Source organism: Tahibacter amnicola, assembly GCF_025398735.1.
GTDB lineage: Bacteria > Pseudomonadota > Gammaproteobacteria > Xanthomonadales > Rhodanobacteraceae > Tahibacter > Tahibacter amnicola.
The window spans coordinates 5,030,679-5,057,358 of record NZ_CP104694.1 but is presented as its reverse complement, the minus strand read 5'-3'; the positions used below and the strand labels follow the sequence as shown (position 1 = coordinate 5,057,358).

The following is a 26,680-nucleotide window of genomic DNA, read 5'->3' as shown; positions in this document are numbered from 1 at the left end:
GAGTGTAGCCAGGATTGGGGCGGGTCGCGACTGGCCGATAGCGGCCAGCGCGAGGCTGGCATGTGGCCGGGTTGCGGGCTTGCAGGCGAGTCGGGCGTTGATCAGGCGTATCTGGCCGGAGCCGGATTGACGTGCCCGCAGGCCTTGCAGGTTCGCGCCTCCAGGGAGCGGTAGTAGCGCTCGAACACGGGCGGAAAATCGGTCTCGACGTTGCCCAGGACAAAGAACTCTTCGTGCAGTTTGTGGTTGCACGCATCGCAGTACCACATCAGACCGTCGCGCTCGCCCGGTAGACGCTTGCGTTCGATCACCAGGCCGACGGAATTCGCGCTGCGCTGGGGGGAATGCGGCACGCGGGGCGGCAGGTAGAAGATCTCGCCGGCGTTGATCGGAATGTCACGCGGCTGCCCGCCTTCCTGGATACGCAGCACCATGCTGCCCTCCAGCTGGTAGAAGAATTCCGGGCCTTCGTCGTAGTGGTAATCGCTGCGTACATTCGGTCCACCGACCACCATGACGATGAAGTCGCCGTCATAAATGCACTTGTTGCCAACCGGCGGCTTCAGCAGGTGGCGGTGTTCGTCGATCCAGTGCTGGAAATTCAGGGGCAGGGGTAGGGTCATGGGCGAGTGCCTTGGGGGCAGGATCAACGGCCGCCCAGGGCGGCGATGCACTTGAGTTCGATGGCGATCGCCGTCGGCAACGCGCTGATGCCCAGCGTGGTGCGGCATGGCTGGTTCGCGCCCGGGAAGTGCTCGGCGTACAGGCGGTTGTAGGTCTTGAAGTCGCGTGACATGTCGGTCAGGAAGACGGTGACGTCGACCAGGTCTTCCCAGGCGGCGCCGGAGGCTTCCAGGATGGTGCGTACATTGGCGAATACCTGGCGGCACTGGGCTTCGATGTCGTAGGCGACCAGGCGGCCGTCGTCATCGTATACATTGCCGGGAATTTCGTTCGTCGTTGGTTTGCGCGGTCCGACGCCGGACAGGAACAGCAGCTCGCCGACACGGCGTGCATGCGGATAGGCGCCCACGGGCTGCGGAGCGAGCTCGGTCTGGATGATGCTGGTCATGGATTCTTTCCGTCGGCCGTAACGGTGATGTTGACGCTGGCAATGGTTTCGTTGTCGAGATTGCTGCTACTCAGGCGATAGCGTCCGGGGCGCAGGTAGAGATGGCTGACCTGCTGCAGGCGCGATACGACGAGCCGGTCGGCAGGAACGGCATCGCTGTCCTCTTCGATGTAGCGGGCTTCCAGCAGGCAGGGAAGCTGTCCGCGGCACAGTTCCGCGCCGACCTGGTACGACGTGCGCAGCCCGCCCAGTGCCAGCCATGTCGGACGGTCGCGCTCGTGATCAGTCACCGGCAGGAAGACGCTGACATCGTAGAGATCGGGCTTGAGTGTCCAGGCCTTGTTCTTCGAGGTCATGAAGACCGTTGCCACCGATCGCCGGCTGCTTGCCGCATAGGTGCGGAAATAGGGGTGATCCTTGCTGGCGGTATCGTGCTCGATCAGCATGGTCTGTTCGATGGTCAGGGGATCGATCCGGGCGATGCGCGCGAAATGTTGCGCCATCGATTCACCCCCCAGGTACTTCCCCGACTCCTGGATGTGCGCATAACCGGCATTGACGACCAGGCGCGTTTTCGGATCCTGCTTGAAGCTGGCGTTGTACAGATTTTGCGCCTGTTCGCGTTCCCGTTCGTTGCCACCCTTCTGGGATTCGGATTCGTAGGAGACGACGCGATACCCCAGCTTCAGTGCGGTGCGGACCATCTCGGCATAGATCGGTTCGCGCGTGTAGAAGCCGCTGTCCGCGATGGGGTAGCCGCGCTCGCCGAGCGTGGTATCGCCCGGATAGAGGGTTTCGGCGGCGAATGTATTGAAGCCTTGTTTGCGCAGCTTTTCGAGCATCTGCACGGTGAGAACGCGCGTGACCGGCGCGTTGTGCGCCTCGTTGAAGAAGACGGCCTTGCGGCCCTCCGACAGGCGCGTGATTGCTTCGACGGCATCCTCGGCGTGCAGCGACGCGTCCTCGAAGGGCGAGGCTGCATCGTCGTCGGCGGCGGGCTGGCGGATGGAAAACGTCGTACGGGCCTCGTCATAGGCGCCGATGAAGCTTTCGTACCAGCTCACGTACTGGCTGAAAATCAACCGGAAATGGGCGCTCTCGTCCGCGTTGTAGGCGCCGCGCAGCAAGGTGTACTGGGCCAGCAGGCCTTTCTGTTTTTCCGCCTGGCCGAGGAGATTTTCCGATTTCTCCACGGCGGCGCGTTGTTGCGCCCGCCATTCTTCCGATTTGCTGGACGATGTGCCCGGCTGGGGCGCTGCCGTGGCGGCGCCCGTGCCGAGCGCGAGCGCAAACAGGATTCCCGGTAGCGTATGCGTCATGGAAACCTCCGCCGTGGCTGATGCGCGCCGCCTTTGTTTGGTCAGAGCCCGTGTTTGAGACCCTGGTGCAGTCGCTGCACACTGCGGGCATAGACGTCGGGCACTTCGTCGCGTGCTGCTACGGTAATCCCCAGGTCCGTAATTCGTCCATCCAGGAGGCCATAGATCCAGCCGTGCACGGACAGCTGCTGGCCGCGCGCCCAGGCGTCTTCCACGATGGTCGTCTGGCAGACGTTAAGTACCTGCTCGATCACGTTGAGCTCGCACAGGCGGGCGTGGCGCAGCGAGTCCAGTTCGATGCCGGTCAGCAGCCCCGAATGTTTCTGGGCCACGTCGCCGACATGGCGCAGCCAGTTGTCAGCCAGGCCCACGCGCAGGCCGGACAGGCTGGCGTGCACGCCGCTGCATCCGTAATGGCCGACCACCATGATGTGCTCGACCTTGAGCATGTCCACGGCGAACTGGATCGTGCTCAGGCAGTTCAGATCCGTGTGCACCACGACGTTGGCAACATTGCGGTGTACGAATACTTCGCCCGGCTGCATGTCCATGATCTGGTTGGCCGGAACGCGGCTGTCGGAGCAGCCGATCCACAGGTACTTGGGAGCCTGCTGCCGCGACAGACGTTTGAAGAAGCCCGGGTCTTGCGTGCGCACGCGCTCAGCCCAGTTGCGATTTCGTTCCAGCAGTTCGTTGAGATCAGTCATCGGTTCCGGTTCTGCAGAAGGAGTGATATCGCCCGCGAAATGCGACGATGCCTACAGTTGTATACAAACGTTCTTGGCTTCGGTGAAGAAGCGCAGCGCCTCGGTGCCGCCTTCGCGGCCGACGCCGGAGTTCTTCACACCGCCGAAGGGGGTACGCAGGTCGCGCAGCATCCAGCAGTTGATCCAGACGATGCCGCTTTCCAGCTGCGCTGCGACGCGATGGGCCCGCGCCAGGTCGCGCGTCCATACCGAGGCGGCGAGGCCATAGCTGGTCGCATTGGCCAGGGAAACGGCTTCTTCGTCGGTGTCGAAGGGCTGGAGCGTGACGACGGGGCCGAAGATTTCTTCCTGGTTGGTGCGGCAGGCCGGGCCCAGCCCTTCGATCACCGTCGGAGCCACGAACCAGCCCTTCTCGCAGCGACCGGGAACGGTGACGGCGTGGCCGCCCGTCAGGACAGTCCCGCCTTCTTCGCGGGCCAGGGCGATGCTGCCGAGGATCTTCTCGTGGTGCACCTGCGAAACGACGGCACCGAGGTCGGTATCGGGCTGCGTCGGGTCGCCGACCCGCAGTGCGGCTGCGCGGGCAACGAAGCGTTCGCGGAATGCAGCGTAGATGGACCGTTCCACCAGGATGCGCGATCCGCACAGGCAGATCTGCCCCTGGTTCGAGAAGGCGGAGCGGATCAGCGTCGACAGGTTGGCGTCGCTGTCGTCCCAGTCGGCAAAGACCAGGGTGGCGTTCTTGCCGCCCAGTTCCAGCGATGTTTTCTTGAAGCGCGGCGCTGCGCTGGCAGCAATGGCGGCGCCAACGCGGGTGGAGCCGGTGAACGAAATCGCCTTTACCGCGCTGGCATCGACGATCGCCTGGCCGGCACTGCTGCCGTCGCCGTGCACGATGTTGAGGACGCCAGGCGGAAAACCGGCTTCAATGCTTGCCTGTGCGAGCAGGGCAGCGGTGACGGGCGTCACTTCGGACGGCTTGGCGATGACGGTGTTGCCCGCGGCCAGGGCCGGCGCGATCTTCCAGGTGAACAAATACAGCGGCAGGTTCCAGGGACTGATGCATCCGACCACGCCGAGCGGCTGCCGCAAGGTGTAGTTGAGCGCCCTGTCCTCCATCGCGTGCGCTTCGCTCGACCACTGGGTGATGGCGGCTGCAAAGAAGCGGAGATTGCTGACTGCGCGCGGGATATCCACGCTGGCTGCCAGGGCGAGCGGCTTGCCCGTGTCGCGCGATTCGGCCTGCGCAAACGCTTCGGCACGCGCTTCAATCAGCGCGGCCAGGCGCTCCATGCACTCGGCGCGCTTGCCGGCGGGCATGGCCGCCCATTGCGGCGCGGCCGCGCGGGCAGCGGCGGCCGCCTGCTCGACGTCAGCGGCGCCCGAACGCGGGCAACGGGCATAGGCCGTCCCTGTCGCGGGTTCAAAGACCTCCAGGTATTCACCGCCAAGCGGTTCGCGCAATTGACCGTCTATCAGGTTCAGCAGCTGCAGTTCGCTCATACCGAAAGCTTAGCCCGTTGCAGAGTCAGACCGGCATTGCCGAGCGGTCAGTCGGGGTTTTCTGCACACGCCGGCCCGTGGTGCAAACCGGCGCAGTGCGGCTACAGTGACAAGGTGCGACCGCCGTCGACGGGGACATTGATGCCATTGATGTAGCCGGCGGCGGGCGAGGCCAGGAATGCGATGGCCGCGGCGACTTCCTCCGGTTGCGCGAAGCGGCCGGCCGGCACGCTTGCGAGCATCGCCTGTTCGATTTCGGTGGCGCTCTTGCCGGAAACCTTCACGCGTTCGCCGATGATCTGTTCCAGGCGTTGCGTCCGCGTATAGCCGGGCAGCACGTTGTTCACCGTGATGCCGTGCGGGCCCAGTTCCGATGCGAGCGTCTTTGACCAGCTGGCGACGGCGCCGCGAATGGTATTGGAAACGCCCAGGTTCTTGATGGGCTCTTTCACCGACGTGGAAATCACGTTGATGATGCGGCCGTAGGCGGCGGCGCGCATTCCCGGCAGAACGGCCTGCACCAGGGTCTGGTTGGCGAGCAGGTGCTGGTGGAAGGCATCAAGAAAGGCGGCGGCGTCGGCGCCGTGGGCCAGGCCGCCCGGCGGACCGCCGGTGTTGTTGACCAGGATCTGGATCGGCGCAGCAGTCGCGGTGGCCTCGACTTTCGCACGCAGTGCGGCAAGGTCTGCCATGTCGACCGCGATGTACGCGTGGCTCTGGGCGGCATGCGTGCGCGGGAGCTGGCCGACCAGCGCCTGGAGTGTGTCGGCGCTGCGCGCCAGCAAGGTGACATTGGCGCCCAGCTGGGCCAGTTCCGTCGCTGCGGCGCGGCCGATTCCCTGGGAACCTCCGCACACCAGGGCGTGCTTGCCGGTGAGATCGAGATTCATGGGGCTCCTTGCGTGAAGAGGAAAGTGTCAGCCGAGGCCGCGGGCGATCTTGTGCACCATGCGCGGCAGCAGTTCATCGTCGCTGTCGGCGCGCGGTGGTTCCATCGTGTCCAGGTCGAAGCCCATCACGGCGGCATCTTCTTCGTCGAGCCCGTCGAATTCGCGGAATTCGGCGTCGAGCAGGGCCATGCGCGCGGCAGTCTCGTCGTCGTACCGCAGGTATTCGCCCGTCGCGCCGAAGACTTCGGCCACTCCGCTTTCGTGGACGTCCAGGCGCGCCCAGATCAGCGTGTCGCCGAAACCGGCGCACCACCAGTAGGAATGCGCGGGGGCGGGGCTCTCCGTCTCAGGCAATTCGTTGGTCATACGACAATTCCACTTTTGCGCAGCAGGTAGGTCAGGATGGTCAGCGCGCTGCCGACGGCAATGCCCCAGGCGGCCACGCTGGCGGGAAAGGCGAGGAAGCTCAGATCCTTGTCGCCCAGCCGGCGCCAGGCAAAACGCAGGAACCAGACAAAGCCGCCCGGCGAGAACGGCGTGACGCCCACCAGGGGGCGCTGCGCCGGGTGCCGGTCGCGCAACTGCGTGGCAACCAGCGGCCAGGACATCAGGTAGGCAGTGGCGCCCGCCACCGCCACTGCCAGCGCGACCAGCATCAGGAATAGCATGGTCGCCTCAGAATTCCGCGTGACCGGGGACGCGCGGGTAGGGAATCGCGTCGCGGATATTGGCCAGGCCGCAGGTGTAGACCACCAGCCGCTCAAAACCCAGTCCAAAGCCGGCATGCGGCACGGTGCCGTAGCGGCGCAGGTCGCGGTACCACTGGTAGTGGGCCGCATCGATGCCCATCTTGGCCATGCGTGCATCGAGCAGTTCCAGGCGTTCTTCGCGCTGCGAGCCGCCGACGATTTCGCCGATGCCGGGCGCCAGGATGTCCATCGCGGCGACGGTCCTGCCGTCGTCGTTCATACGCATGTAGAACGCCTTGATCTGTTCCGGATAGTTCATCACGACGGCCGGGCGCCCGACGTGCTGCTCGACCAGGAAGCGTTCGTGTTCGGTTTGCAGGTCAACCCCCCATTCCACGGGGAAATCGAAGGATTTGCCGGAGTTCTGGAGGATCTTCACCGCATCGGTGTAGTCGATGCGTTCGAACGGCGAGTTGATGAAATGTTCCAGACGGGAAATGGCGGTCTTTTCCACGCGATCGACGAAGAAGGCCATGTCGTCGGCGCGCTCCTCGAGCACTGCCTTGAACACGTACTTGAGCAGGGCTTCGGCGAGATCGGCATCGGCGGCCAGGTCAGCGAACGCAATTTCCGGCTCGATCATCCAGAACTCCGCCAGATGGCGCGAGGTGTTGGAGTTCTCGGCGCGGAACGTCGGACCGAAGGTGTAGACCTTTGACAGCGCCAGGCAGTACGCCTCGACGTTGAGCTGGCCGGAGACGGTGAGGAAGGCGTCCTTGGCGAAGAAGTCCTTGTCAAAATCCACGGCGCCCTTTTCGGTGCGCGGCAGATTGGCCATATCCAGCGTGGAGACGCGGAACATCTGGCCCGCGCCCTCGGCGTCGCTCGTGGTGATGATGGGCGTGTTGACCCAGTAGAAGCCGTTTTCGTGGAAGAAGCGGTGGACCGCCTGGGCGAGGGAATGACGTACCCGCGTGATGGCACCGAAGACATTGGTACGCGGGCGCAGGTGGGCCACTTCGCGCAGGAACTCCATCGAATGGGGCTTGGGTTGGATCGGATAGGTTTCCGGATCGTCGACGAAGCCGGTGACCTCGATGGCGCTGGCCTGCATTTCGAAGTTCTGGCCCTTGCCCTGCGAAGGGACGAGGGTGCCCGTGGCGATCACGGCGCAGCCGGCGGTAAGCCTGAGCACGTCCGAATCGTAGTTGGCCAGGGTGTTGGGCACGACGATCTGGATCGCGTCGAAGCAGGAGCCATCGCTGAGATTGACAAAGGAAAGGCCGGCTTTTGAGTCGCGGCGGGTGCGAACCCATCCTTTGACGGTGACTTCGCTGCCTTCGGGACGGCGGCCCGACAGGGCCTCCTTGATGCTGACTGCCGACATGGTTCCACTCCGCAAACTGGGGCGCTGAACGAGCACCTGTAAAGCGCGGGATGATAGCGGAACTGCCACGACCCGGGTTCATCGGCGGTCGCGGCAGCGCGTCCAGCGGTTGAATCGGCGGGGGGCGGCCGCATTTGGCAGGGTCAGGCTGGCACCAGCCGGCGCCACTGCTAGAATCAGACCATGGCTATCTCCCTCACCCCCGCTGCGCGGGCGCGCATGCAAGAGTTCCTCGCCCGGAACGCTCAGGCCGTCGGCGTGCGTTTCGGCGTGAAGAAAACCGGTTGCTCCGGCTACAGCTATACGGTCGACCTTGCCGACCAGATCGCGCCGGATGACCGCGTGTACGACGAAGATGGCATCAAGATCGTTATCGATCCCAAGAGTTTGCCGTTCGTCGACGGCACCGCGATCGATTTCCAGAAAAGCGGCCTCAACGCCCAGTTCGTGTTCGACAACCCGAATGTGACCGGCGAATGCGGTTGTGGTGAGAGCTTCACCACGAATTGAGCGGTCCGCAACGCAGCGCCTCCTGCCCGGTCGCCGCGCTGGACTCCAGCAGACGCTGGCACTGCAGCCAGACGTAGTTGCAGCGAAGCAGAAGGGCTCCTTCGCAGGGCACGTCCGTGGGTCTTGTCGGCCATGCGTCAAGGCCGATGCCTGCCAAGGCCGTCAGGTGCTGATCCAGTTCCGCGCCGGCGGTGATCGTCCGGCGCTCACCCAATCCCCGTTCGGCCTGGGCAAGCAGCCAGTGGCGAAATTCCCGCAGGGCGTGCGGCAGCTCCGGTGCACGAGCGGTTGGCGGGGGGCGGGAGCGGCTGCTCCGGTGCGGGCGTGGTGGCCGATTCGCTGAAATACAGCGCGTTCACCGGGTTTGCCAGATTAGCCGGGTCGATCAGGCTGACCGGTTCGGCGATGACGTCCGATCCGGTGCGGCGAAGTCGCGCGATCACTACGCCCTCCGGTGGCAGGCCGGCTCCACCGATGCGCTCAAGGGCATCCATCGCCGCTCCGGCAAGCGGACTGAAGGGAATCTCCGCGACCAGGACGTTTGACCGGGCATCCACCAGGGGCCAGCACACCACCTGGCGATGGGCGTCGAAATGCGGCGGCCCGGCCGAATGGGGCGCCAGCGCGACCCAGTCACGCAAGGGGTCGGTTTCGTCCAGCAGGCTGGCACCTTCGGCGACGTAGCGCGCTGTCAGCGCGGACCAGTCGGTCACCGGCGCCAGCGCCTGCACCCACGTTGCGTCTGCATGCGTGCGAACTTCGGCGGACGTGCGTTCCGAGGAGGACAGGCGTCCGGCGGCGTTGAGATGCGCACCGGAAAGGCGCAGGCGTCGTCCGGTCGCTTGCGCCGGCGATGCCAGGCCGTTCCAGGGGCCTGGCGCGCGGTATGCCAGCAGCGGATGGAAGCCGCCCAGGGTGTCCGGGCGGGCCAGGGTGCAACTGACAAATGCGCTGTCGCCGGGCGACCAGAACAACACGGTCAATCCCAGGAAACCCGATCCGCTGCGCCAGGGCAGGGCGCCAAGTCCCCAGACTTCCCACTCGCCAGCGGCCTCGTAGCGGCTCCGCGCCACGCCCAGCAGGGCGGGCGTCGCAGTGCCGTGGCGTAGCGCCCCGCATGTCGACGTAGCCAGGCCCGCTGCCAGGGTCATTTCGTCGAACAGTACCTGTTCGTCTGCGCTGGCGGTGTGGCCGATCAACTGTTCGACATGGTCGGCGATGCGTCGCAACTGGCGGGCGAGGCGATACAAGCCTGCGCCCTGGGCATTGACCGCTGCGCCGAAGAAGCGCGATTGCACGGCCACTGACAGGTGCGACAGGCCAAGTTCCACAGATTCGCCGAGCAGCGCAATGACCGATTCCAGCACGGATCCGCGGGACGCGTTCGCGGCGTCCGCGACGGTCGCGCTGCGCGGTGCCGGCAGAGGCGCCACGAACCGGCCCTGCAGGTGCTGAAAGGCGATGACCGCGGCGACGCGGTACTTCTCGATGCCCGGCAAGGCGAGGTCGGCCATCAGCGCATCGATTCCGCCGCCCATGTAGCGGAACGTGACGCGTGGACGGGCAAGCCGGATCTGCAGGTGCAAACTGCCGCCGAGGGTGACGTCGGTACCCAGGTCCAGGTCTTGCACGTACTGCCAGGCCCAGCGGTAGTTGCTCTTTCCGACGTAGCGGATGAAGTCATCCGAGGTCATTTCCAGCAGCTGCGAACGCAATGCTGCGGTCGGATCGCCGCCGCCGGGCGGGAGTTCCGAGGCACCTGCGTCAGCCAGGTCCTGCGCCTGCAGCCATAGCGTCGCGGTGAGGATGTGCTGACAGACGCCGGGAGCAGGGCAGTCGCAGCAGGCCTGCGCGGGTCCGCGTTCGTCGAACTGGATGTGCTGGTCGCCGACGCGTACGACAACCCGTGCGTCTGACTCATCTGCCAGCGCGATCGGCAAGCTCTCCAGATCTTTGCGCGCCCGTCGGAGCAGGCCGCGATTGGCCAGCGCCTCGAAGGCGGCGTCGTCAAAGCGCGGCAACAGACCCCGGAGCACGGTGCGCGCGGTCACGAGATCACCGATACCAGCCACTGGGCAAATCGTTGCGGAGTCAGCGCGGCGATCGTCATTCCGCAGGCGGCCAGGCGTTCGGCCATCTGGCGGTCGTATACCGGTTCACTGGTGTCGTCGAGGGAGGCCAGCCCAAGCATGCGCACGCGCGATTCCGCCAGCGCGGTAATAGCCTGCACCAGATTGCCGGGTGGCCCGCCTTCGCAGAAGTCACTGATCAGAACGAAAATGCTCCGATGAGGGTTGTCAATGCGTTGTGCACAATAGCGCACGGCCTGGGCAATGTCGGTGCCGCCGCCCAGTTGTACGCCGAGCAGTACTTCGACCGGGTCGTCGACCTGGTCGGTGAGGTCCACGATGCTGGTGTCGAACAGCACGATCCGGACGCGCAAGGCGGGCAGTTTGCAGAGGATGCCGGCCATGACGGCGCTGTGGATCACCGAATCGGCCATGCTGCCGCTCTGGTCGACGCAGAGGATGATGTCCCACGGAAGGTGGCGCTGGTGACGTTCGAAGAATCTGAGCCGATCGACGACCAGTTGCCCGCGTTCGCGATCGAAATGCTTGAGGTTATGGCGGATCGTGCCGCGTACGTCGAAGTTCTGCGTCGCGGCCAGCGGCGAATGCCGTTGCCGGTTGAGCCGCCCGGACAGCACCCGGCGCACCTCCGGCTCCAGGCGCCGGCGGATTTCCTCGGTCACCTGGCGGATGATCTGGCGCGCGACCGCCAGCACTTCGCCATCCAGGTGCCGGCGCAGGCCCAGCAAGGTGCGGAGCAATGCCTGGTTGGGTTCGAGTCGCTGCAGTGTTTTCGCATCGGTGACCAGTTCGGTCAACCCGTAGCGGTCCAGTGCGTGCTTCTCGATGGTCTCCGCGGTGGATCCGGGAAACAGTTCGCGCAGGCGCTGGAGCCAGGTCACCGCCACCAATGCGCTCGGATCGAGCGTGCCGGGTGCGGCTTGCTTGCGCAGCCCACGGCCTTCGTACTCGCGGCCGTAGAGAAATTCCAGCGCCTCGTCCTGTCGGCGCGCATTCGCATCGAGTCCGCCCAACTGGCGTTCGGCGAATTTACCCAGCACCAGGCGCCAGCGCGCGTGCGTCGTCATGCGCCACCCCATTCGGACAGGCCGTCAGCGGCCAGGATGTCGCGGAGTGCGCGACTGACGCGCATGTGCGCGTCCCGTTGCGATTCGGTGACCTGCCGTTCGTACAAGATCCCGAGCGGTGCGTTGCCGGTCCACTGCACCACGGCCCCGGCAACCCGGTCCGTCTCGCGCGGCGTCATGGTGGCGAAGGCCAGGCGCAGCTCGGGCAGCGCGTCGATGAAGGTCGATTCGTCCCAGTGGGCCATCGCTGCATCGAGCGCACGGACGAACTCCTCCTTCTGCCAGGCCGCCTCGCGGGCGGTCGACAACAGACCGCGCACGAACGCCACCGCATCGGCGGATGGTATGCCGCCATGCAGATGACCTTCGATCTGTCGGGCCATGTCCGTTGCATCGAGATGTCCACCACTGTAGCGCAGCCCGGTGGCGCCGCCGCGGATCATCGCGGCAGGATGGCCGGATTCCAGCCGCGCCAGCAATGCCCAGTACAGCGCCGCGTCGAGTTGCCTGCCCAGGTGTCCGGCCAGGATTTCGCGCCAGCGTGCCAGCGCTTCGACCTGGCGGTGCAGTTCGGCCGCAGCGCCGGGTAATTCCTGGCCCAGGAACAGGGCGCGCTCGTAGGCGCTTCTGAGCAGTCCGGGCAGGAAATCCAGCCGCCGCGCCTGCAGCGGCTCCCGCGCCAGGGCCAGGACCTGCATGGCGTTGGCCGCGTCGGTAACGGAACGGAAGTCCAGGTCAGCGCTGATGGCGGCCTGAAGGCGTTGCGCCACGGCGGGGACGTGGTCGTGCAGGCCGAGGACGCAGGACTGCGTCAGCAGGCGCGCCGCAGTGGCCGCGCTGGACATTTGACCCTGTCCGTCCCCTGCGGAAAGGCGCCGCGTGAACTGACTCTCCGCTGCAACCGAAAGCGTAGCGCCGAGCGAGGAAACCTCCACGAGGCTGCTTTCGGTGGCTGGCGTGAACGTGTACTGCCAGTGTTCCTGCAGGCGCTCGAGCGAGTGTCCGAGAACGAAATCCGGTCCGCCTGTGCGGATGGCGAAGGGGATTTCCAGAAAATCCAGGCAATGGAGCAGGCGGCTGGTTTCCCGATGGTCGGCACGACGGTAGATGTCGAGGCAGGCGCGGTGGCGTGCCGCATCGTCGATCTTCATCCGCTGGCGCCGCAGGCGCTGAAGGACATCGGTCACCAGCGGCGGCACGGGCGCACCGGGAGGAACGACGCCGATCGTCGATCCGCCGAGTATCCGCCGTGTCACGGCGGTGACCGTCGCGCCTTCGACCGACATCTCGCCCTTCACGAAACAGCTCGTGACGGCGTCGACCAGATCGTCGCGGATGGGGGCCGTGCGACCGCGCAACCGCGCCAGACCCAGACAGTGCTGGTACGCAGTGGCCAGTGTCGGCAGTGCAATGGCGATGGCATGGCGGTCGCGCAGTTGCTGGGCAATGTCCGAGAGCATGGCCAGTGTCGCATCGCGGCGTGCACGCGTTGCTGTGGCCAGACTCGTACGCTCCAGACGCAACAAGCGTTCCCAGTTCGCCTGGTGCCAGGCCGGTGAGGTCATGCCGGAGGCGTAGCCATTGAGCCGGTCGAGCCGCTCATCGCTGTAGCGGATCAAGCTGCTGGCGTGCTCGCTGGCGTTGGCGCGCGGCTGAGGCGGCGCGACGGCGTGCGCCGCCGCGCGCTGGAGGGCGAGGGCGTGGAAGCCGCCGACGATGGCGACCACCGGCCCGTCGCCAGGGGTTCTGTTGTCGAGCGCCTGGCGGATTTGCCATGCCATGGCGGCCTCGCGCGGCAGCGTTCCATCGGCTGCCAGGTCCGCTGCGGTGTGGTCCGCGCGTGCCAGTTCGCAGTAAGTGACCAGGCGCGCGATGTGTTCATCCAGCGGCAACCGGCTGGCCGGTACTTCAAACCAGTGTTCCCAGAGCGCTTCCTGGTCGCGGCAGCCCAGGCGGCTGGCCAGGATCTGCAGGCGCCGGCTATGACTGAAATGCTGCTCATCGAGTAGCGATACGTTGTCGGTCCGATCGGGCGGGGAGGTTTCCGCGGCCGTGTCGGCCAGATCCAGGTCGATGAAGCGGGTCGGTATGGCGTGGGCGTGCCCGTGCCGCAGCGCGACCAGCTCGGGCGAGTAGTCACAGAACGGGTAATAGGCTGCATGGCGCTGCTCTGGTCGCGTGGTGGTCGCGGCGAAAACAGCGTAGGTGTAGACCGCCAGCGGCATCCTCGCGGCGGGATGAGCCAGGAGCGGAATCAGTGATGTGAACGACGCGGGGCCCTCGATCAGAATCGACGCGGGGCGGATGCGCGCAAGGAGCTGGCGCAACTGCCAGGCACAGGCGGGGCTGTGGTGTCGAACGGGAAAGATGACCAGCGCATCGCTCACCAGCGATGCCGCGTGCCGGCGCAGCAGCCCGGCGTCGGTCAGGTGGCTCCCGCTCAGCGGTCCAGCTCCCGGCGCGCGTCCCACATCGGGCGCCATGCGGCATGCTGCTGCGCGCGCGGCTTGACCACTACATCGAAGTAGTGGCGCAGCTTCTTGCCGTCGTCGGGATTGTCCTTGAGCACCGTACCGATGAGCTGTCGTGCGACATGGGCGCCGGATACGTGCCCGTCACCCAGGAAATGGGCGTCGAGGCAGGCCGCGTAGCCGACGGCAACGGCTTCGGCGGAAGACATCACCGCCGTCGGACGCTCGATCCGGATGCCATCGGCGGTGGCGCCATCGCGCAGGTCGTGGAAGGCCGTGATGAGAATGTCGACGACATCCTCGTCCAGCGCGACATCGACCTCGGCGTGGCGCAGCAGGGCTTCGGTCTGCTCGCGCACGAGCCGTGCCTCCAGGTGGCGGTCACTGACCGGCCGCACGGTCTCGAAATTGAAACGGCGTTTGAGCGCGCTGGACATCTCGTGCACGCCGCGGTCGCGGATATTCGCCGTCGCCAGGATGTTGAAGCCCGGCCGGGCGTAAAGAACGGCCGCATCGCCCGCGAGTTCCGGGATGTGGAGCACCTTGTCGGACAGCAGGCTGATCAGGCTGTCCTGGATCTCCGGCTGCACCCGGGTGATTTCTTCAAAACGGCACAATTGGCCGTTTTTCATGGCCTCGAACACCGGTCCGCGCACCAGGGCCCTGGGCGAAGGGCCTTCGGCCAGGAGCAGGGCGTAGTTCCAGGCATATTTCACCTGGTCTTCCGTCGTGCCGGCCGTGCCCTGGAGAGTGCAGGTCGAGTCGCCGCTGATGGCCGCGGCGAACAGTTCCGACAGCATCGACTTGGCCGTGCCCGGTTCGCCGACGAGCAGCAGACCGCGGTTGCTCATCAGCGTGACGATGCAGCGATCGACCAGGGCATCGTCGCCGTAGTACTTGCGCCGGATACCCAGCGAGTCGTCGCCGACCACGAAGCGACGCACGCTGCGCGGCGACAGGCGCCAGCCGGCGGGGCGTGGTCCTTCGTCCTTCTCGGCCAGCTGCGCCAATTCGCCGGCGTAGACGACTTCCGCCGGTGCGCGCAGTACGGTGGGATGGATTGTCATTGGATTGGCCCGCTCACATCCGGCATTTTTCCGCCCACTGCGCGTCGAAGCCCTTGCTGTCGGCGGCCAGCTGGCGCAGATCCTGGTAGCACTCGGAGAGCAGCACGCCGGGAACTTCCCCCAGTGTCAGGTGTTCGTGATAGTCGCCTTCGTCCCGGGTGAAGGTCAGGTGGATCAGTGCGACGGTCTTGTTTTCCTCCGGCATCTGGCTGCCGGAGAACTCGATGAGCGCGGTGATGCGCAGCGGCCGGAATACCTTCTGGTAGGACGAGAACCAGCTTTCACCCTGGTTGGTGCGCGAATAGCCCAGCTTCTGCATGCGGCTGCGCAGCGTGAAGTTGGGCATGGTGTAGCCCTCGAATTCCTTGAGTTCCTGTTGCCCGGCCTGCTCGGGCGGCAGACGGTAGACACCTCGCCCGAACAACGTGAACAGAGGAACGATCTTGTAGTCGCCCAGGTGCTGCTGCCACTGCTGCGCCACGTCCGCCGGCAAGGTGAATTCGTGGGCGATGCGAATCAGGGCGTCGCGGGCGATGGTGACGGCGTTGTCATCGGCATCCGTCAGGGTTCCATCTTCGAGCGGCCGGAACGTGGCTTTAGACTCACCCTTCTCGACGACCGCCCACACCAGGCGCCGCACGAGATAGCGCGCGATCGGGTGTTGCAGCAGATACTGGTCCCAGTCCTCGTAGCGCCATTCGCGTTGCGTGCAGAGCGCCTCGTAGAGACGATCGGTCTGCTGGGCGAGAATCGTCTTGATCGCCTTCTTGGCGTCCGTGAAGGCTTTCTTCGATTCCTTGGCGATGGCTTCGTCGTCGTCCTTGCGCGGGTCGGGGAGGGCGCTGAGCTTCTTGCCAGTGGCGTCCTGCAGCGTGATCGTGAAGTCTGGTTGCAGGCGGGCGATGAATTCGCGGTCGCCGTAGCTCAGCGTCAGTGTTCCCGTTTCATCGAAGCCCGCCGCGGGAATGGTACGGTCGGCCAGTTCGGCCACGGTCCAGCCCTTGCGCTCGGCCATGAGCTCAACCTGGCGTGCGGCTTCCTCCTGGATGCCCTTGGTGCGGAAGCGGTTGCCGACGGCCAGGAGCTGCTGGACGGCGGCGGGATGTGGAATCCAGGCGAGCATGGCGACCAGCGCCTTGCAGTGCGCCGCGCGCGTTCCGTAGTAGTCCTTCAGGTACCGGGCGACCGTCGCTACCGCGCGCTCTCCGGCGCAGGCGGCGGCGAGGGCGAGAATGCCCTTGCTGGCGATGGCGGTTCCGACGGGCTGCTTGAGGTATTTCGGCAGAGCGAGTTCGTATAACTGTTCCTCTGTGTACTCCTTCAGGGGGCTGTCCGTGTAGTACTGCGGATATTGCTTCATGAAGCGGAAGGTGTGCAGCGCGCTGTCGCGCGCGCCTCTCCGGGCGGACTCCACGCTGATCGGGCGTGTGTCCTCCTCGATCCAGGCTTCCAGGAGGTGCTGGCCCAGCGCTTCGCGGCCGCGTGCGTCGAAAAGGGCACAGTACTGGCGAAGCAGCGCATGCGGCTCTGGTGTCTTCTGCTTGACGGCTTGGACCACCATCCCGCGGATCAGGGCCGGATCAACGGGCTGTGCCGTATCTGCCCAGTTCACGGCGGGCAGGGCATCCCACTGGAACCATTCCAGATCCTTGCCGGCGCCCTTGCTCCAGGCTTTTTCCGCTTCCTTGGCCAGTGCTTTCCGATCGACGAACGGCTCGATGCTTCGGCCGAGTGCAAGCAGGGTCTCCAGCATGGCGCCCTTGACCGCTTCCTGTTTCTCGGCCTTCGCTGCCTTTTCCAATGCCGGTACGGCCGCATCCAGTGCGAGTTCGCGCACCCATTGCGCGGCGGCGGCGCGGGCGTCCGCCTTGCCGTCGCCGAGGGCGGCAATGATGTGCTGGTCGCGTTGCGGATGCCGGTTCAGTACCTCGCGCGCTGGTCCGCGCTGCGCTTTCGGTCCGGTCAGGGCCAGCTCCAGCAGCCAGGCCACGAGATCAGGCGGAACCTGGGGCAACAGTCCGAGTGCGCGGAACTGGCTGCTGTGGTCGGCTGTCGGCGAATTCTGCACCTGCCACTTGAGCCGGTGGACGACATGGTTGAGGTAGTGTGCGTAGAACGGCCAGAGATCTTCCGCGCTGCGATCGCCCGGGCGCAGGCGTTCGCGTACGTGACCGAATGCATGGAGCAGCTTTCCGGTTTCAACGCCCATGGCCGTCAGCGCGACACCGTATTCGAGCATGCCGGGTCGGCCCGTCCTCTTCCGGTGTTGCTCGATCGCGCTGGTGGTCTGATAGCACAGCCATCCCATCGGATTGATGAGGACGCCGAAGAAGCGGCCGATCTTCAGCAACAGGATCGGTGATGCGCCCTCATGGACCGCAGCGCGCAGCATTGCGTCGCCGGCTTTTCCGGCGGCGGTTTGATGAATCGGATAAAAATGCGGCGGCAGTATCTCGGCGGAAGCGAGGTACTCGCGCAGCGGTTCGCGCAGTTGGTCGGCAACCGGGGCCGCGTTGCCGGCCGAGCCGGGAAAGCGTTCCTTGTACTGGACGATCGCCTCGTCGGTTTCGCGCCAGAACTGTGCAAGCAGGTCCTCGACCGCGGGCGTGATCGCCACGCGCCAATCCAGGACAGGCAAGGTGTATTCGTTGGCATTGCCGTGCTGGTGGGCCGCATCGCGTGCTTCCCATTGCTGGTAGAGCTCCTGCACCGAGCCGGCTTTGTCCGCCCGGGCGGTGTCGCGCGCGAAGGCGCGCAGCGCGTCGTCGTTGCGCCGGCGGCCGATGTCGTCGAGGAACTGGAGCGCCTGCAGCCGTTGCTCGGGCTTGCCGGTGCGTGCGATGTCCTTTAGCGTGGGCAGCGCTTCGTCGAGGACGCGCCAGGCCAGCGGTTGCGCGAGGCTGTTCACTTGCTTGCTGGATGCGCTCGCCAGCTCGGCAATGGCGGCGGCGAACGGTTTCAGATACTCGGCCTTGAGCGGAGACAGCAGCTCGAGCAGGTGAACGCGCTGCGCCACATCCGATGGCAGCAGATGCGGGCGTACCTGTTCGGCGTAACGTTGCAGCGCATCACCGAAGTCAATCAGTGCCCCCACCGATGACGAACGGTGCGCCGTGTAGTGGTGGTGACCCAGGGGCGTTGCCATTGCGGCCACGAGCAGCGTGGCCGGGTCGTGGCCGTCGGCGGCAAGGGCCTTTTCCAGGATCTGCGCGGTGAAACGTCTGGACACCGGCACGCACTGTGCCCAGTTCCGCGCCCAGTCGCGCATGAGGTGAAACAGGATCGCTTCCGCCCATCGCGCGCCTGCAGGAACCGGCAAGGCACTCGCCCACGTCCGTTTGTCGGTGATTGCCGCTTCGACCAGTTTGCCCCAGCGGGCAAACGCGGCCGGTGCGATGGCGGCGGCATTCTCGTACAACGGTTCGAACAGACTGCGCTGGCTACCCGTGTAGTGGGGCCTGGCCAGCAGGCATTCGGTCAGCGCCGCGTCCCCGGCCAGCCGTGCCGGAAGGTTGGACGGCTCGCCGATGGCGACGTACTGCGCGATCTCGTCGAGAGAGACATTCGCGATGCGGCCGTCCGGGCCGGCTGCCGGCGCCAGCAAGATCTTGAGTTGCGCCAGCCATTCGTCCGACGTCGTCGCCGATGCCGAGCTCGTCGGTTCCATCGCTGCTACCGTCATGTTGCCCCCTGAATCGCGCCGTGCCGGCACGTCAGGCGACTATATGCCGGCCTCGATTCGCTTGAGAACCATTGCGTACGGCTTGTTGCATTCGCGCGGGCGGCGCTGTTGGTCGATCAGGGGCAGCTGTTGGGGCGCAGGTGGTAGAAGCCACCGAAGGGGCCGCGCAATATCGCCGATCCTGAGGCGAATGAGACCAGGGTCCACCACTTGTCCGGACCACCGATCAGGGGATTGTCGACAGCAAACTGCGCGCCGTTGCGAATCAGCTTGCCCTTCATGCCACCCGCCGCACCTTTGTAGGCGTATTCCGCGGAGTCGTTGCCAAAGGTCCAGGTCGCAGGGGCCGAGGTGTCCTTTTCGCCGTCCCGGGTCATCGACACGGCGTATTCGCACCACTTGCCCGTCAGCTGGCTGCTGCTGGGGGAGGTACCGGCGCCTGATCCGGTTGATGCCTCGTCATCGGACCGGCCGGACAGGTCAGCACCAGGCTGGCGCGCCGGTGGAACGCCTTCGACAGTGATCTCGCCCCCATTGCCCGGCGTGCAGGGCTTGTCGCGAAACTCGACGTGTCCGTTGGCGTCGGTGCATTTGAATACGGCGGCGTGGACGGTTGCTGTCAAAAGCAGCAGGCCGATCGCGCTGACAACCTGTTTGAGCATGATGGACACCTGTTGGAGAATGCAGGCACCAGCATGCCGCGGGCCTGGCGCGCCGTCCTTGGCAATGTGTCAACCTGGCGTCGACCACGCGACTGGCGGGGCGGACGGCCTGCCCTGCCTCGTCTTCGGCGAACGCGCGGGACAGGGCACTGACACGACCGGCAGCCGCGTCGATCACCTGCTACGGGCAGGGCGAAACGCCGCCGAATCCGTCGTCGAACAACTGGTCCGGATGATCCATGATCCATACGCGCGTCGTGGTGGGCGTGAGCAGGCTCGCACCGCCACCGGGGGTGCTGAGTGCGACGTTGAAGAATTCGCGATTCTCCACTGCGACATTGTTGATCAGTGAAATGGTGATGGTGCGCGCGCCGACGTCGCCAGCTGGCCAGTTCAGCGTGCCGCTGGCGGCGGTGTAATCCGCTCCGGCCGTGGCGGTGCCGTTCGAGGTGCTGTAGTTCACGCTGACCGGTCCGCCGGATCCGTTCACACGTTCGACCGTCAGCTGGATCTGCGGCACAAGCTCCGAGATGTCGGCGGTACATTCGGTCATGCGCAATTGCCCGTTGGCCGTGTCGTCGTTGACGATGGTGCCAGTGGCGGATGCGCTCGTGTTCGTCGTGTTGGTCGTGCCGGAGAGGTTCAGCGTGAAGGACTCGCTGGCTTCATTGAGCGTGTCGCCGACCACGGAGATCGTCACCGTCTTGCTGGTTTCGGTCGGTGAGAACGTGATGGTTCCGGACGCCGCCACGTAGTCGACCGCCGCCGTCGCCGTGCCGTCGGCTGTCGTGTAGTTTGTGGTCACCGTAAGCCCCGATGGGACGTTGAGGCCGATGGTGAAGGTGCAGGCCGCGCTGCCGCTATGACCCTCGGCCACGCTGCAACCGCTGACCGTGAGTGTGGGCGTGGGGTCGTCGTCACTGATGGTGCCGGTCGCCTGCGCGGTGCCGAGAACGACGTTGGACGGGCCCGACAGCGTGACGATGAAGGTTTCATCCGGCTCGTCCAGTCCGTCGGTGATGATGACGTAGGACAGGGTCTTGTTGAATTCACCCGGCGAGAAGCTCAGCGTTCCCGAACCGGCCACGTAGTCCGTCGACGCGGTGGCGGAGCCATCAGTGGCAGCGTAGTTCACGTTGATCGGCAGGCCCGATGGCGCTGTCAGCGACACTGTCATCACACACAGCGCATTGCCTCCGGTACCTTCGGCTGTCGTGCAGGAGCCGATGCTGACCGTGGGGGGCGCGTCGTCGTCGGCGATGGTGCCGACGCCCTGGCTGTCGCCCGGCGAGGCATTGAGGGCGCCGGAAAGCGTGACGGTGAACGACTCGTCGTTCTCGTCCATGCCATCGCCCACAACGGATACCGCGATCGTTTGGCTGGTTTGGCTCGGCGAAAACGTCAGAGTGCCGCTGACGGGGGTGTAGTCGGCCGACGCGATAGCGCTGCTGTCTGCGCTGGTGTAGTTGACGCTGACCGTGTGCGCCGATGGCGCAGTGAGCGCCACCGTGAAGATGCAGGATGCCGTACCGCCGGTGCCTTCGGTGAGGCTGCAGTCGCTGATGGACACACCGGGTGCCGCATCGTCATCTGTGATCGCTGCTACGGCAGTGCCGTCGGCAACCGCAGCACCGACGACATTGGAAATCGAGACCGAGAAGGTCTCGTCGGGCTCGTCGAGCGTATCGCCGGCCACCGGCACCGTGATCGTCACGCTGGTGCTGCCAGCCGGAATGGCCACGCCGGACTGGCTGGCGGCCGTGTAGTCCCCTGGCGCGGTGGCGCTGCCATTGGCGGTGGCGTACGAGAATGTCGTCGTCGTCAGCGCCGGCGCGCTGAGTGAGACGGTGAACGATGCGCTCGTAGAGCCGCTGTTGCCCTCCACCACGCTGGTGTCGCTGATGGAAAGCTGCGCCTGGCCGTCGATGATTTTCAGGGCGATGACGTCGGTCGATCCGTTTGGACAGGACTGGAAAGCGCCCGGCGTGGTGGCGAAATACTGGCCGGCGCGCGTGTAGCCGACAATGTAGGCGGCACCGCTGCCATCCACGCGAACAGCGGTACCGGCGTCGCCCCAACCGGTGGGAATGAAAGTGGAGAACACCACCGAGATGAAGTTGGCGCCGAGCTTGAGCAGGAACACGTCGCCTTCGCCGCCGGTTCCGGGCCTGCTGCCGGTGACGTAGACTTCGCCACCCGGACCCAGCGCGACGCCTTCGACGAGCTCGTCATTGCTACTTCCAAGATAGCTCGACGAAAGCGTGTTGCCGGCGCTGTCCAGGACCGCCAGGAAGCCGTCATAGCCGCCACCATGGCTGGGCTGGACGGCATTGACGGTCGGAAAGTTCGCCGCATTGGTGCGGCCGACGATGTGCGCGCGGCTGCCTCCGTCGACGACGATGTCTTCGGCGATATCGGTTCCCGTGCCGCCGAAGCGCTTGCTGTAGGTGATGCTGCTGGCGGCAGCGTTCAGGCGGGCGGCGAAGGCATCGCCGGACGCGTCGCTGACGTCGGTACGGCCCGCGATGTAGATCGCATCGCCCGGTCCGACCGCCACACTGTTGGCGCGCTGCTCGTTGGCGCCGCCCAGGTAGGTGGAGCTGAGCAGCGTTCCTGTCGATGAGTAACGGCGCACAAACGCATCGCCACCACCGCCGGCGCTGCCTTGCAGTGCGTTGAGCACCGGAAAATCCGATGACCAGGTATACCCGACGACAACGGGATTGCCCGCGCTGTCCAGCGCGACTTCGGAGGCGCCATCGTAGGAGCTTCCGCCGAACACACTGGAAAATGCGACACCGTTGCCGGCTGCATTGAGCTTGATCAGGAACGCCTGGGAGAACGATGGCGGAACGTCGGTCGCACCGGAGATGAAGACCTCCCCCGCACCATTCACCGCGACGCCGTAGGCGATCTGTGATTCGGCGTTTCCACCGATGAAGGTGGAATAGAGGATGTCCGTGCCGGCGGCATTGAGCTTGGTGACGAAGGCCTCGGCCCCGCCGCCGTGCCCGTGGATCGGTCCGCGGGTGGGGAAATTGGCTGACATCGTGTACCCCACGACATACGTTTCGCCGCCAGCGCCCAGCGCCAGGTCAAAGGCGTACTCGTCGCCGGAACCCGAAAGGCAGCTGGAATAGGCGAACACCGGGTCGATCACCAGCGGCCGGCTGCGGTCGTAGGCACCGAGCGCAAAGGTGGCGCGGTGGTCCGGCAGCACCGTGTAGCGCGCGGCAACGCGTTGGCGTTGGCCGTCGATGTCCTGGAAGGCCACGGGAGCACGGAACGCCACATGCCGGCCACAGACTTCGATATCGAGGTCGCCGTTTTCGGCCAGGCGCACATCGGTTGCACCTTCCAGCGCCAGCGTGGGTATGTGATCGGTGCCGGGGGCCAGTTCGAGGTCGTACTCGAGTTCACCCTGGTTGCCGTAGTAGACCAGGTCGATGCCGGGATAGAGACCGGAATAGCGCACGCGTCCGAAACGCTGCACGTCGCGGATCGCCGGGCGTGAGTCATCCAGGCTGAGGTAGTTGCTGCGGCCGGCCTGGAGCGATTCGCCCTGCGCGACGGCATTGCGGCGACTGCCGTCAAAGCGCAATCGCAGCTGGCAGCTGTCTACCCGATCCGTGTTTTTGGCGAAGACGAAGGTGGCGTCGCCATCGGCGAGGAACAGACTGTAGCCCAGCCCGCGTACGAGGTAATCCACCGGCTCGGCGCTCTGCCCGTGATTGGGTTCGAACGCCAGCGTGCCGGCAGCGGGGCCCAGGGCCTGCGGCAGGGTGACGGTGGCTCCGGCGTTCGAGGCGGCACTTCCGAGCGTGAGCAGGACACTGGCAATGGCCAGGCAGCGACGCCATCCGCGCAGCATGGTGCGGGGTACGGGGAGAGTGGCGGACAAAAGGGTGGTTGTGGCGCGCATCAGGGGCTCCGGCTGGATCGGCTTGATCGCCCGCGGCACGGGAAATCAAAGGGATTTACCGGTCATACGCACAATCGGCGGATATTCTCCAAGGTTCTTCCGGCCCCCGTTTTGTCACCGCCCGCAGTGACACAGTTGCTTGCAGCCGGCACTTGCGGCCTGTGGGTTGTGGCGCTTTCGGCCCCCGGGGTAGGCTCTGGTCACGGGCCGGTCGCCCGCTACTGGCAAACGGTGACCCGCGACGATGACCGCGAGCAGTGCCGATCGGAGCGAACTGACGCAATTGCTGGCCGACTGGGGTCAGAACGACCCGCGGTCGCGGGATCGCGCCCTGGCCCTGGTGTACTCGGAGTTGCGTCACATGGCCTCGGGGCTGCTGGCCGAAAGTGGCCGGGCCTTGACGTTGCAGGCGACTGCCCTGGTCAACGAGGCCTTGCTCAAACTCCTCGGGCATGACGCCAGCTGGGACAACCGTGCCCACTTCTTTGGCGTAGCGGCGCGGGCGATGCGTCAGATCCTGGTGGACTATGCGCGCCGGCGCGGTGCGGACAAGCGCGGCAGCGGCGAGCTGCTGCTTGACCTGGATGAAGCCTTGCAGGTGCCCGTCGGCGATTCCGTGGACCTGCTCGCGCTCGACGCCGCGCTGGAAAAGCTGGCCCTCCTGGATGCCCAGCTCGTGCAACTGGTGGAACTGCGCTATTTCGTCGGTCTTTCCATCGAGGACACGGCAAAGGTGTCCGGCCTGCATCCGTCCGCTGTCAATCGCGAATGGGCGATGGCGCGGGCGTGGCTCAAGCGCGAACTGGCCGCATGAATCCGGCGCAGCAGTACGCCCGGGCCAAAACGCTGTTTCAGCAGGCGCGGGAATTGCCGACACCGCAACGCGCGGCCTGGGTCAGCGAAGCTGCGCAGGGTGATGCGGCGTTGGTCGGGGAAGTGATGAGTCTGCTGGCGCAGGATTTCACCGACGGCGCAGCCGATGAATTCCTGGCACCGCCGGTCACGTTGCGCACGACGGCAGCCGGGGACGAGGTCGCCGGAGAGAGCCGCTACCGGATGCTGGCCGAGCTGGGCAGTGGCGGGATGGGGATGGTGTATCTGGCCGAGCGCATCGAAGCCGGGTTTTGCCAGCGCGTGGCGATCAAGTTCGCCACGCATGCGGCGCTCAATCGCGAACACATGGCGCGTTTCCGGGCGGAACGGCAGTTCCTGGCGCGACTGGTCCATCCGAATATCGCGCGTTTGCTCGACGGCGGAACCCGCGGCGACGGGGTGCCGTTCCTGGTCATGGAATACGTCGAAGGTGCGCCGATCGACCAGTGGTGCACGCGGCAGCGGCTCGGCACACGCGAGCGGGTCGGTGTCTTTGTCAAGGTATGTCGCGCGGTGCAGGTGGCGCACCAGAATCTCATCGTGCACCGCGACCTCAAGCCGGCCAATATCCTGGTCGATCCGCAGGGCGAACCGCGCCTGCTCGACTTCGGCATCGCCAAGCTGCTGGACGAGGCCGGCGTCAACGACATCACGCAGGCCCAGACGCGCGACGGCGCGCAATTGATGACGCCGCGCTACGCCAGCCCGGAACAACTGGCCGCGCAACCGGTGACGACGGCGGCGGACATCTACTCGCTGGGTGTCGTGCTTTACGAGCTGGTGACGGGCGTGTCGCCCTATGGCGTGGCGGTGCGCAGCGCGCAGGGACTGGCAAGGGCGGTATGCGAGACGGCGCCGATGCGGCCAAGTGCCGTCGCTGGGACCGCGTTGGCCGACGCGACGGAGTCCGGTGCCGGTTTTCGTGTGCTCTCCCGTGATCTGCGCGGTGACATCGACGCGATCCTGCTCAAGTGCCTGCGCAAGCAACCGCAGGACCGTTACCCCTCTGCCGCGGCGCTCGCGGACGACCTGGAGCGGTATCTGCAGGGAAGGCCTGTCCAGGCGCATTCGGGCAGTGCCTGGTATAGGACGCGTACATTTATACGACGCAATCGTCTGGCAGTGGCAACGGCCGGGGCGTTCGTGGCGTTGCTCGTCGGCGGCCTGGTTGCCTTGTCGGTGCAGCTGGAACGTACGCGCATCGAACGGGACAAAGCCGAACGCGTCACGCAATTCCTGCTGGAGCTGTTTCGCCAGGCGGATCCCACGCGTTCGCGTGGCGAGACGATCACCGTGCGCGAGGTGCTTGATCGCGGCGCCCGGCGCCTCGACACCGATACGCAGCTGCCTGCCGCGACGCGCGCCGCCATGCAGGCAACGGTGGGTTCGGCGTTTCATCAGCTGGGTCTTTATGCGCCTGCCGAATCGTTGCTCTCGCAGTCGGCAGAGGCGCAGTCCGCGCAGGCGCCTGGCTCAGTGCAGCATATCGACACACTGGGACACCTGGCGGCGTTACGGCTGGACCAAGGCCAGCTGGTTCCGGCCCGTGAATTGGCCGAGCAGGCGGCGCAACTGGTGCAGGCGGCTCCGGATGCCGACGCGGCGCTGCAGGGGCGTATCCACTACCGCCTCGGGTTGGTCCGCCTGCGGCAGGGTGACCTGGCCGGCGCGCGTGGCCCGCTCGAACAATCGCTCGCGGACTACTCCCGCGCCAATTTGGCGGGTTCGTCGGAAATGGCCGAGTCTTACAATGCGCTGGCCAACTGGCACCGCGACGCGGGCGATCCGCGTCGCGCGGAAGAAGCGTTCGGTCACGCGCTGGCGATTTACCGTGCTGGTGGTGCGGATCGCTGGGCGGAGGCGCGCAGCCTCAACAACCTCGCTTTGTTGCGCCTGGACCAATCGGATATCGAAGGGGCGGAGCGCCTGATGCGCGACGCCTTGCCACCGCTGCGCGCTGCGGTCGGCGACGAGCACCCGCTGGTTGCAGCCGCGGTGGGAAATCTGGCCGGTCTTCTCAACCGGCGCGGTGACTTCGACGGCGCGGACAGCCTGTTTGCCGAAGCGCTTGCGTTGCGCCGCAAATTGCACGGGGATGAGCATCCCGGCACGGCCCTGACCCTGGCCAATCGCGGCTACAACGACTATTCCCGCGGTCGCTTTGAGGCTGCGGAAACAGCCATGCGCCAGGCTTTGGCGGTGCAGCGCAAGGTCCAGGGCGAAGGTCACGCCAGTACGCTGGCGACGTTGCGAAACCTGGCCGCCGTGCGGCTGGCGCGTGGCGCTATCGACGAGGCCCTGGCGCTTTATCGCCAGACGATTGCCGATGGAACGAAGGCACTGTCAGCGGATCACCCCTTCGTCTGGACGAGCCGCACGCGGCTGGCGCAGTGGAATGCTCTCGGTGGCGACGACGCGCCCTCAGCGCTGGCGGAACTGCAGGGAATCCTTCCGTTGCAGGCGAAGAAACTGGGCGATCGCCATGTTGAAGTGGCGGAGACGCGCATGGCAACAGGACTGGCGTTGCTACGCCTCGGAAAGCAGGCGGAGGGATGTGCCCAGGTCGGGCGCGCACAGGCTGACTGGGCGGGACAGGTCACGCCGACGCATCCGGACCTGCTGCTGGGTGCCTATTTTGTCGCGCTGTGCGGGCTTCCATCCGGTGCGCAATCCAGCCCCGCACTCGTTGCCGCGCGCCAGGCTCTGGTTGCGCGCTACGGCGCGGACCATCCGCTGCTGGCTCGCCTGCCGGAGCCAGCAACGTAGCGG

The 26,680-nt window shown here is 65.8% G+C and carries 20 protein-coding genes; 3 read left to right on the top strand and 17 right to left on the bottom strand.

Going from position 1 to position 26,680, the window contains the following annotated elements:
• Positions 1-101: 101 nt before the first annotated feature.
• The 9 genes from N4264_RS19865 to asnS all read right to left on the bottom strand — a co-directional run bounded on the left by N4264_RS19865 (position 102) and on the right by asnS (position 7,567).
• Positions 102-623, bottom strand: coding sequence for a 3-hydroxyanthranilate 3,4-dioxygenase (locus N4264_RS19865; RefSeq protein WP_261693967.1), 522 nt, complete (start codon positions 621-623; stop codon positions 102-104).
• A 23-nt stretch (positions 624-646) separates the two neighbouring features.
• Entirely contained in the window at positions 647-1,072 is a 426-nt protein-coding gene (locus N4264_RS19860) for a RidA family protein (protein WP_261693966.1), read from the bottom strand.
• Positions 1,069-2,391, bottom strand: a complete 1,323-nt coding sequence (locus N4264_RS19855; RefSeq protein ID WP_261693965.1) for a hypothetical protein — start codon at positions 2,389-2,391, stop codon at positions 1,069-1,071. Before N4264_RS19855 ends, N4264_RS19860 begins: the two co-directional genes overlap by 4 nt.
• A 41-nt stretch (positions 2,392-2,432) precedes the next feature.
• A complete protein-coding gene (gene can / locus N4264_RS19850; protein ID WP_261693964.1) occupies positions 2,433-3,098 on the bottom strand; it encodes a carbonate dehydratase in 666 nt (221 codons plus the stop codon).
• A gap of 51 nt (positions 3,099-3,149) precedes the next feature.
• A complete protein-coding gene (locus tag N4264_RS19845) occupies positions 3,150-4,601 on the bottom strand; it encodes an aldehyde dehydrogenase (protein ID WP_261693963.1) in 1,452 nt (483 codons plus the stop codon).
• A 101-nt stretch (positions 4,602-4,702) separates the two neighbouring features.
• Entirely contained in the window at positions 4,703-5,491 is a 789-nt protein-coding gene (locus N4264_RS19840) for an SDR family oxidoreductase (protein WP_261693962.1), read from the bottom strand.
• Between the two features lie 27 nt (positions 5,492-5,518).
• Entirely contained in the window at positions 5,519-5,857 is a 339-nt protein-coding gene (locus N4264_RS19835; RefSeq protein ID WP_261693961.1) for a hypothetical protein, read from the bottom strand.
• The gene (locus N4264_RS19830; protein ID WP_261693960.1) at positions 5,854-6,159 is read right to left on the bottom strand and encodes a hypothetical protein; all 306 of its coding nucleotides are present in this window, start codon (positions 6,157-6,159) and stop codon (positions 5,854-5,856) included. The genes N4264_RS19835 and N4264_RS19830 overlap by 4 nt, the downstream gene beginning before the upstream one ends.
• A gap of 7 nt (positions 6,160-6,166) precedes the next feature.
• Positions 6,167-7,567, bottom strand: a complete 1,401-nt coding sequence (asnS, locus tag N4264_RS19825; protein ID WP_261693959.1) for an asparagine--tRNA ligase — start codon at positions 7,565-7,567, stop codon at positions 6,167-6,169.
• A 183-nt stretch (positions 7,568-7,750) separates the two neighbouring features.
• Here asnS and N4264_RS19820 point away from each other — a divergent pair, with 183 nt between their 5' ends.
• Positions 7,751-8,077, top strand: a complete 327-nt coding sequence (locus N4264_RS19820) for a HesB/IscA family protein (protein WP_261693958.1) — start codon at positions 7,751-7,753, stop codon at positions 8,075-8,077.
• Here the strand turns inward: N4264_RS19820 and N4264_RS19815 are convergent.
• The 8 genes from N4264_RS19815 to N4264_RS19780 form a co-directional block, all read right to left on the bottom strand.
• On the bottom strand, positions 8,064-8,291 hold the full coding sequence (locus N4264_RS19815; RefSeq protein ID WP_261693957.1) for a hypothetical protein: 228 nt from the start codon (positions 8,289-8,291) through the stop codon (positions 8,064-8,066). The two genes, N4264_RS19820 and N4264_RS19815, sit on opposite strands and share 14 nt — an antisense overlap.
• Positions 8,284-10,128, bottom strand: coding sequence for a YehQ C-terminal OB-fold domain-containing protein (locus N4264_RS19810; protein ID WP_261693956.1), 1,845 nt, complete (start codon positions 10,126-10,128; stop codon positions 8,284-8,286). The genes N4264_RS19815 and N4264_RS19810 overlap by 8 nt, the downstream gene beginning before the upstream one ends.
• Entirely contained in the window at positions 10,125-11,234 is a 1,110-nt protein-coding gene (locus N4264_RS19805; protein WP_261693955.1) for a VWA domain-containing protein, read from the bottom strand. The genes N4264_RS19810 and N4264_RS19805 overlap by 4 nt, the downstream gene beginning before the upstream one ends.
• On the bottom strand, positions 11,231-13,717 hold the full coding sequence (locus N4264_RS19800) for a DUF5682 family protein (protein ID WP_261693954.1): 2,487 nt from the start codon (positions 13,715-13,717) through the stop codon (positions 11,231-11,233). The genes N4264_RS19805 and N4264_RS19800 overlap by 4 nt, the downstream gene beginning before the upstream one ends.
• Positions 13,675-14,772 (bottom strand): ATP-binding protein, encoded by a 1,098-nt coding sequence (locus N4264_RS19795; RefSeq protein WP_261693953.1) that lies wholly within the window; start codon positions 14,770-14,772, stop codon positions 13,675-13,677. Before N4264_RS19795 ends, N4264_RS19800 begins: the two co-directional genes overlap by 43 nt.
• Positions 14,773-14,785: 13 nt before the next feature.
• Positions 14,786-18,439, bottom strand: coding sequence for a DUF4132 domain-containing protein (locus N4264_RS19790; RefSeq protein WP_261693952.1), 3,654 nt, complete (start codon positions 18,437-18,439; stop codon positions 14,786-14,788).
• A gap of 131 nt (positions 18,440-18,570) precedes the next feature.
• The gene (locus N4264_RS19785; protein WP_261693951.1) at positions 18,571-19,116 is read right to left on the bottom strand and encodes a DUF4124 domain-containing protein; all 546 of its coding nucleotides are present in this window, start codon (positions 19,114-19,116) and stop codon (positions 18,571-18,573) included.
• 181 nt (positions 19,117-19,297) lie between these two features.
• Positions 19,298-23,038 (bottom strand): Calx-beta domain-containing protein, encoded by a 3,741-nt coding sequence (locus N4264_RS19780; protein ID WP_261693950.1) that lies wholly within the window; start codon positions 23,036-23,038, stop codon positions 19,298-19,300.
• Between the two features lie 244 nt (positions 23,039-23,282).
• On the opposite strand from N4264_RS19780, the gene N4264_RS19775 reads away from it, so the two are divergent.
• Both N4264_RS19775 and N4264_RS19770 read left to right on the top strand, forming a co-directional pair.
• Positions 23,283-23,852 (top strand): ECF-type sigma factor, encoded by a 570-nt coding sequence (locus N4264_RS19775; protein ID WP_261693949.1) that lies wholly within the window; start codon positions 23,283-23,285, stop codon positions 23,850-23,852.
• Entirely contained in the window at positions 23,849-26,677 is a 2,829-nt protein-coding gene (locus tag N4264_RS19770) for a protein kinase domain-containing protein (RefSeq protein ID WP_261693948.1), read from the top strand. The genes N4264_RS19775 and N4264_RS19770 overlap by 4 nt, the downstream gene beginning before the upstream one ends.
• The last annotated feature ends 3 nt before the right edge of the window (positions 26,678-26,680 follow it).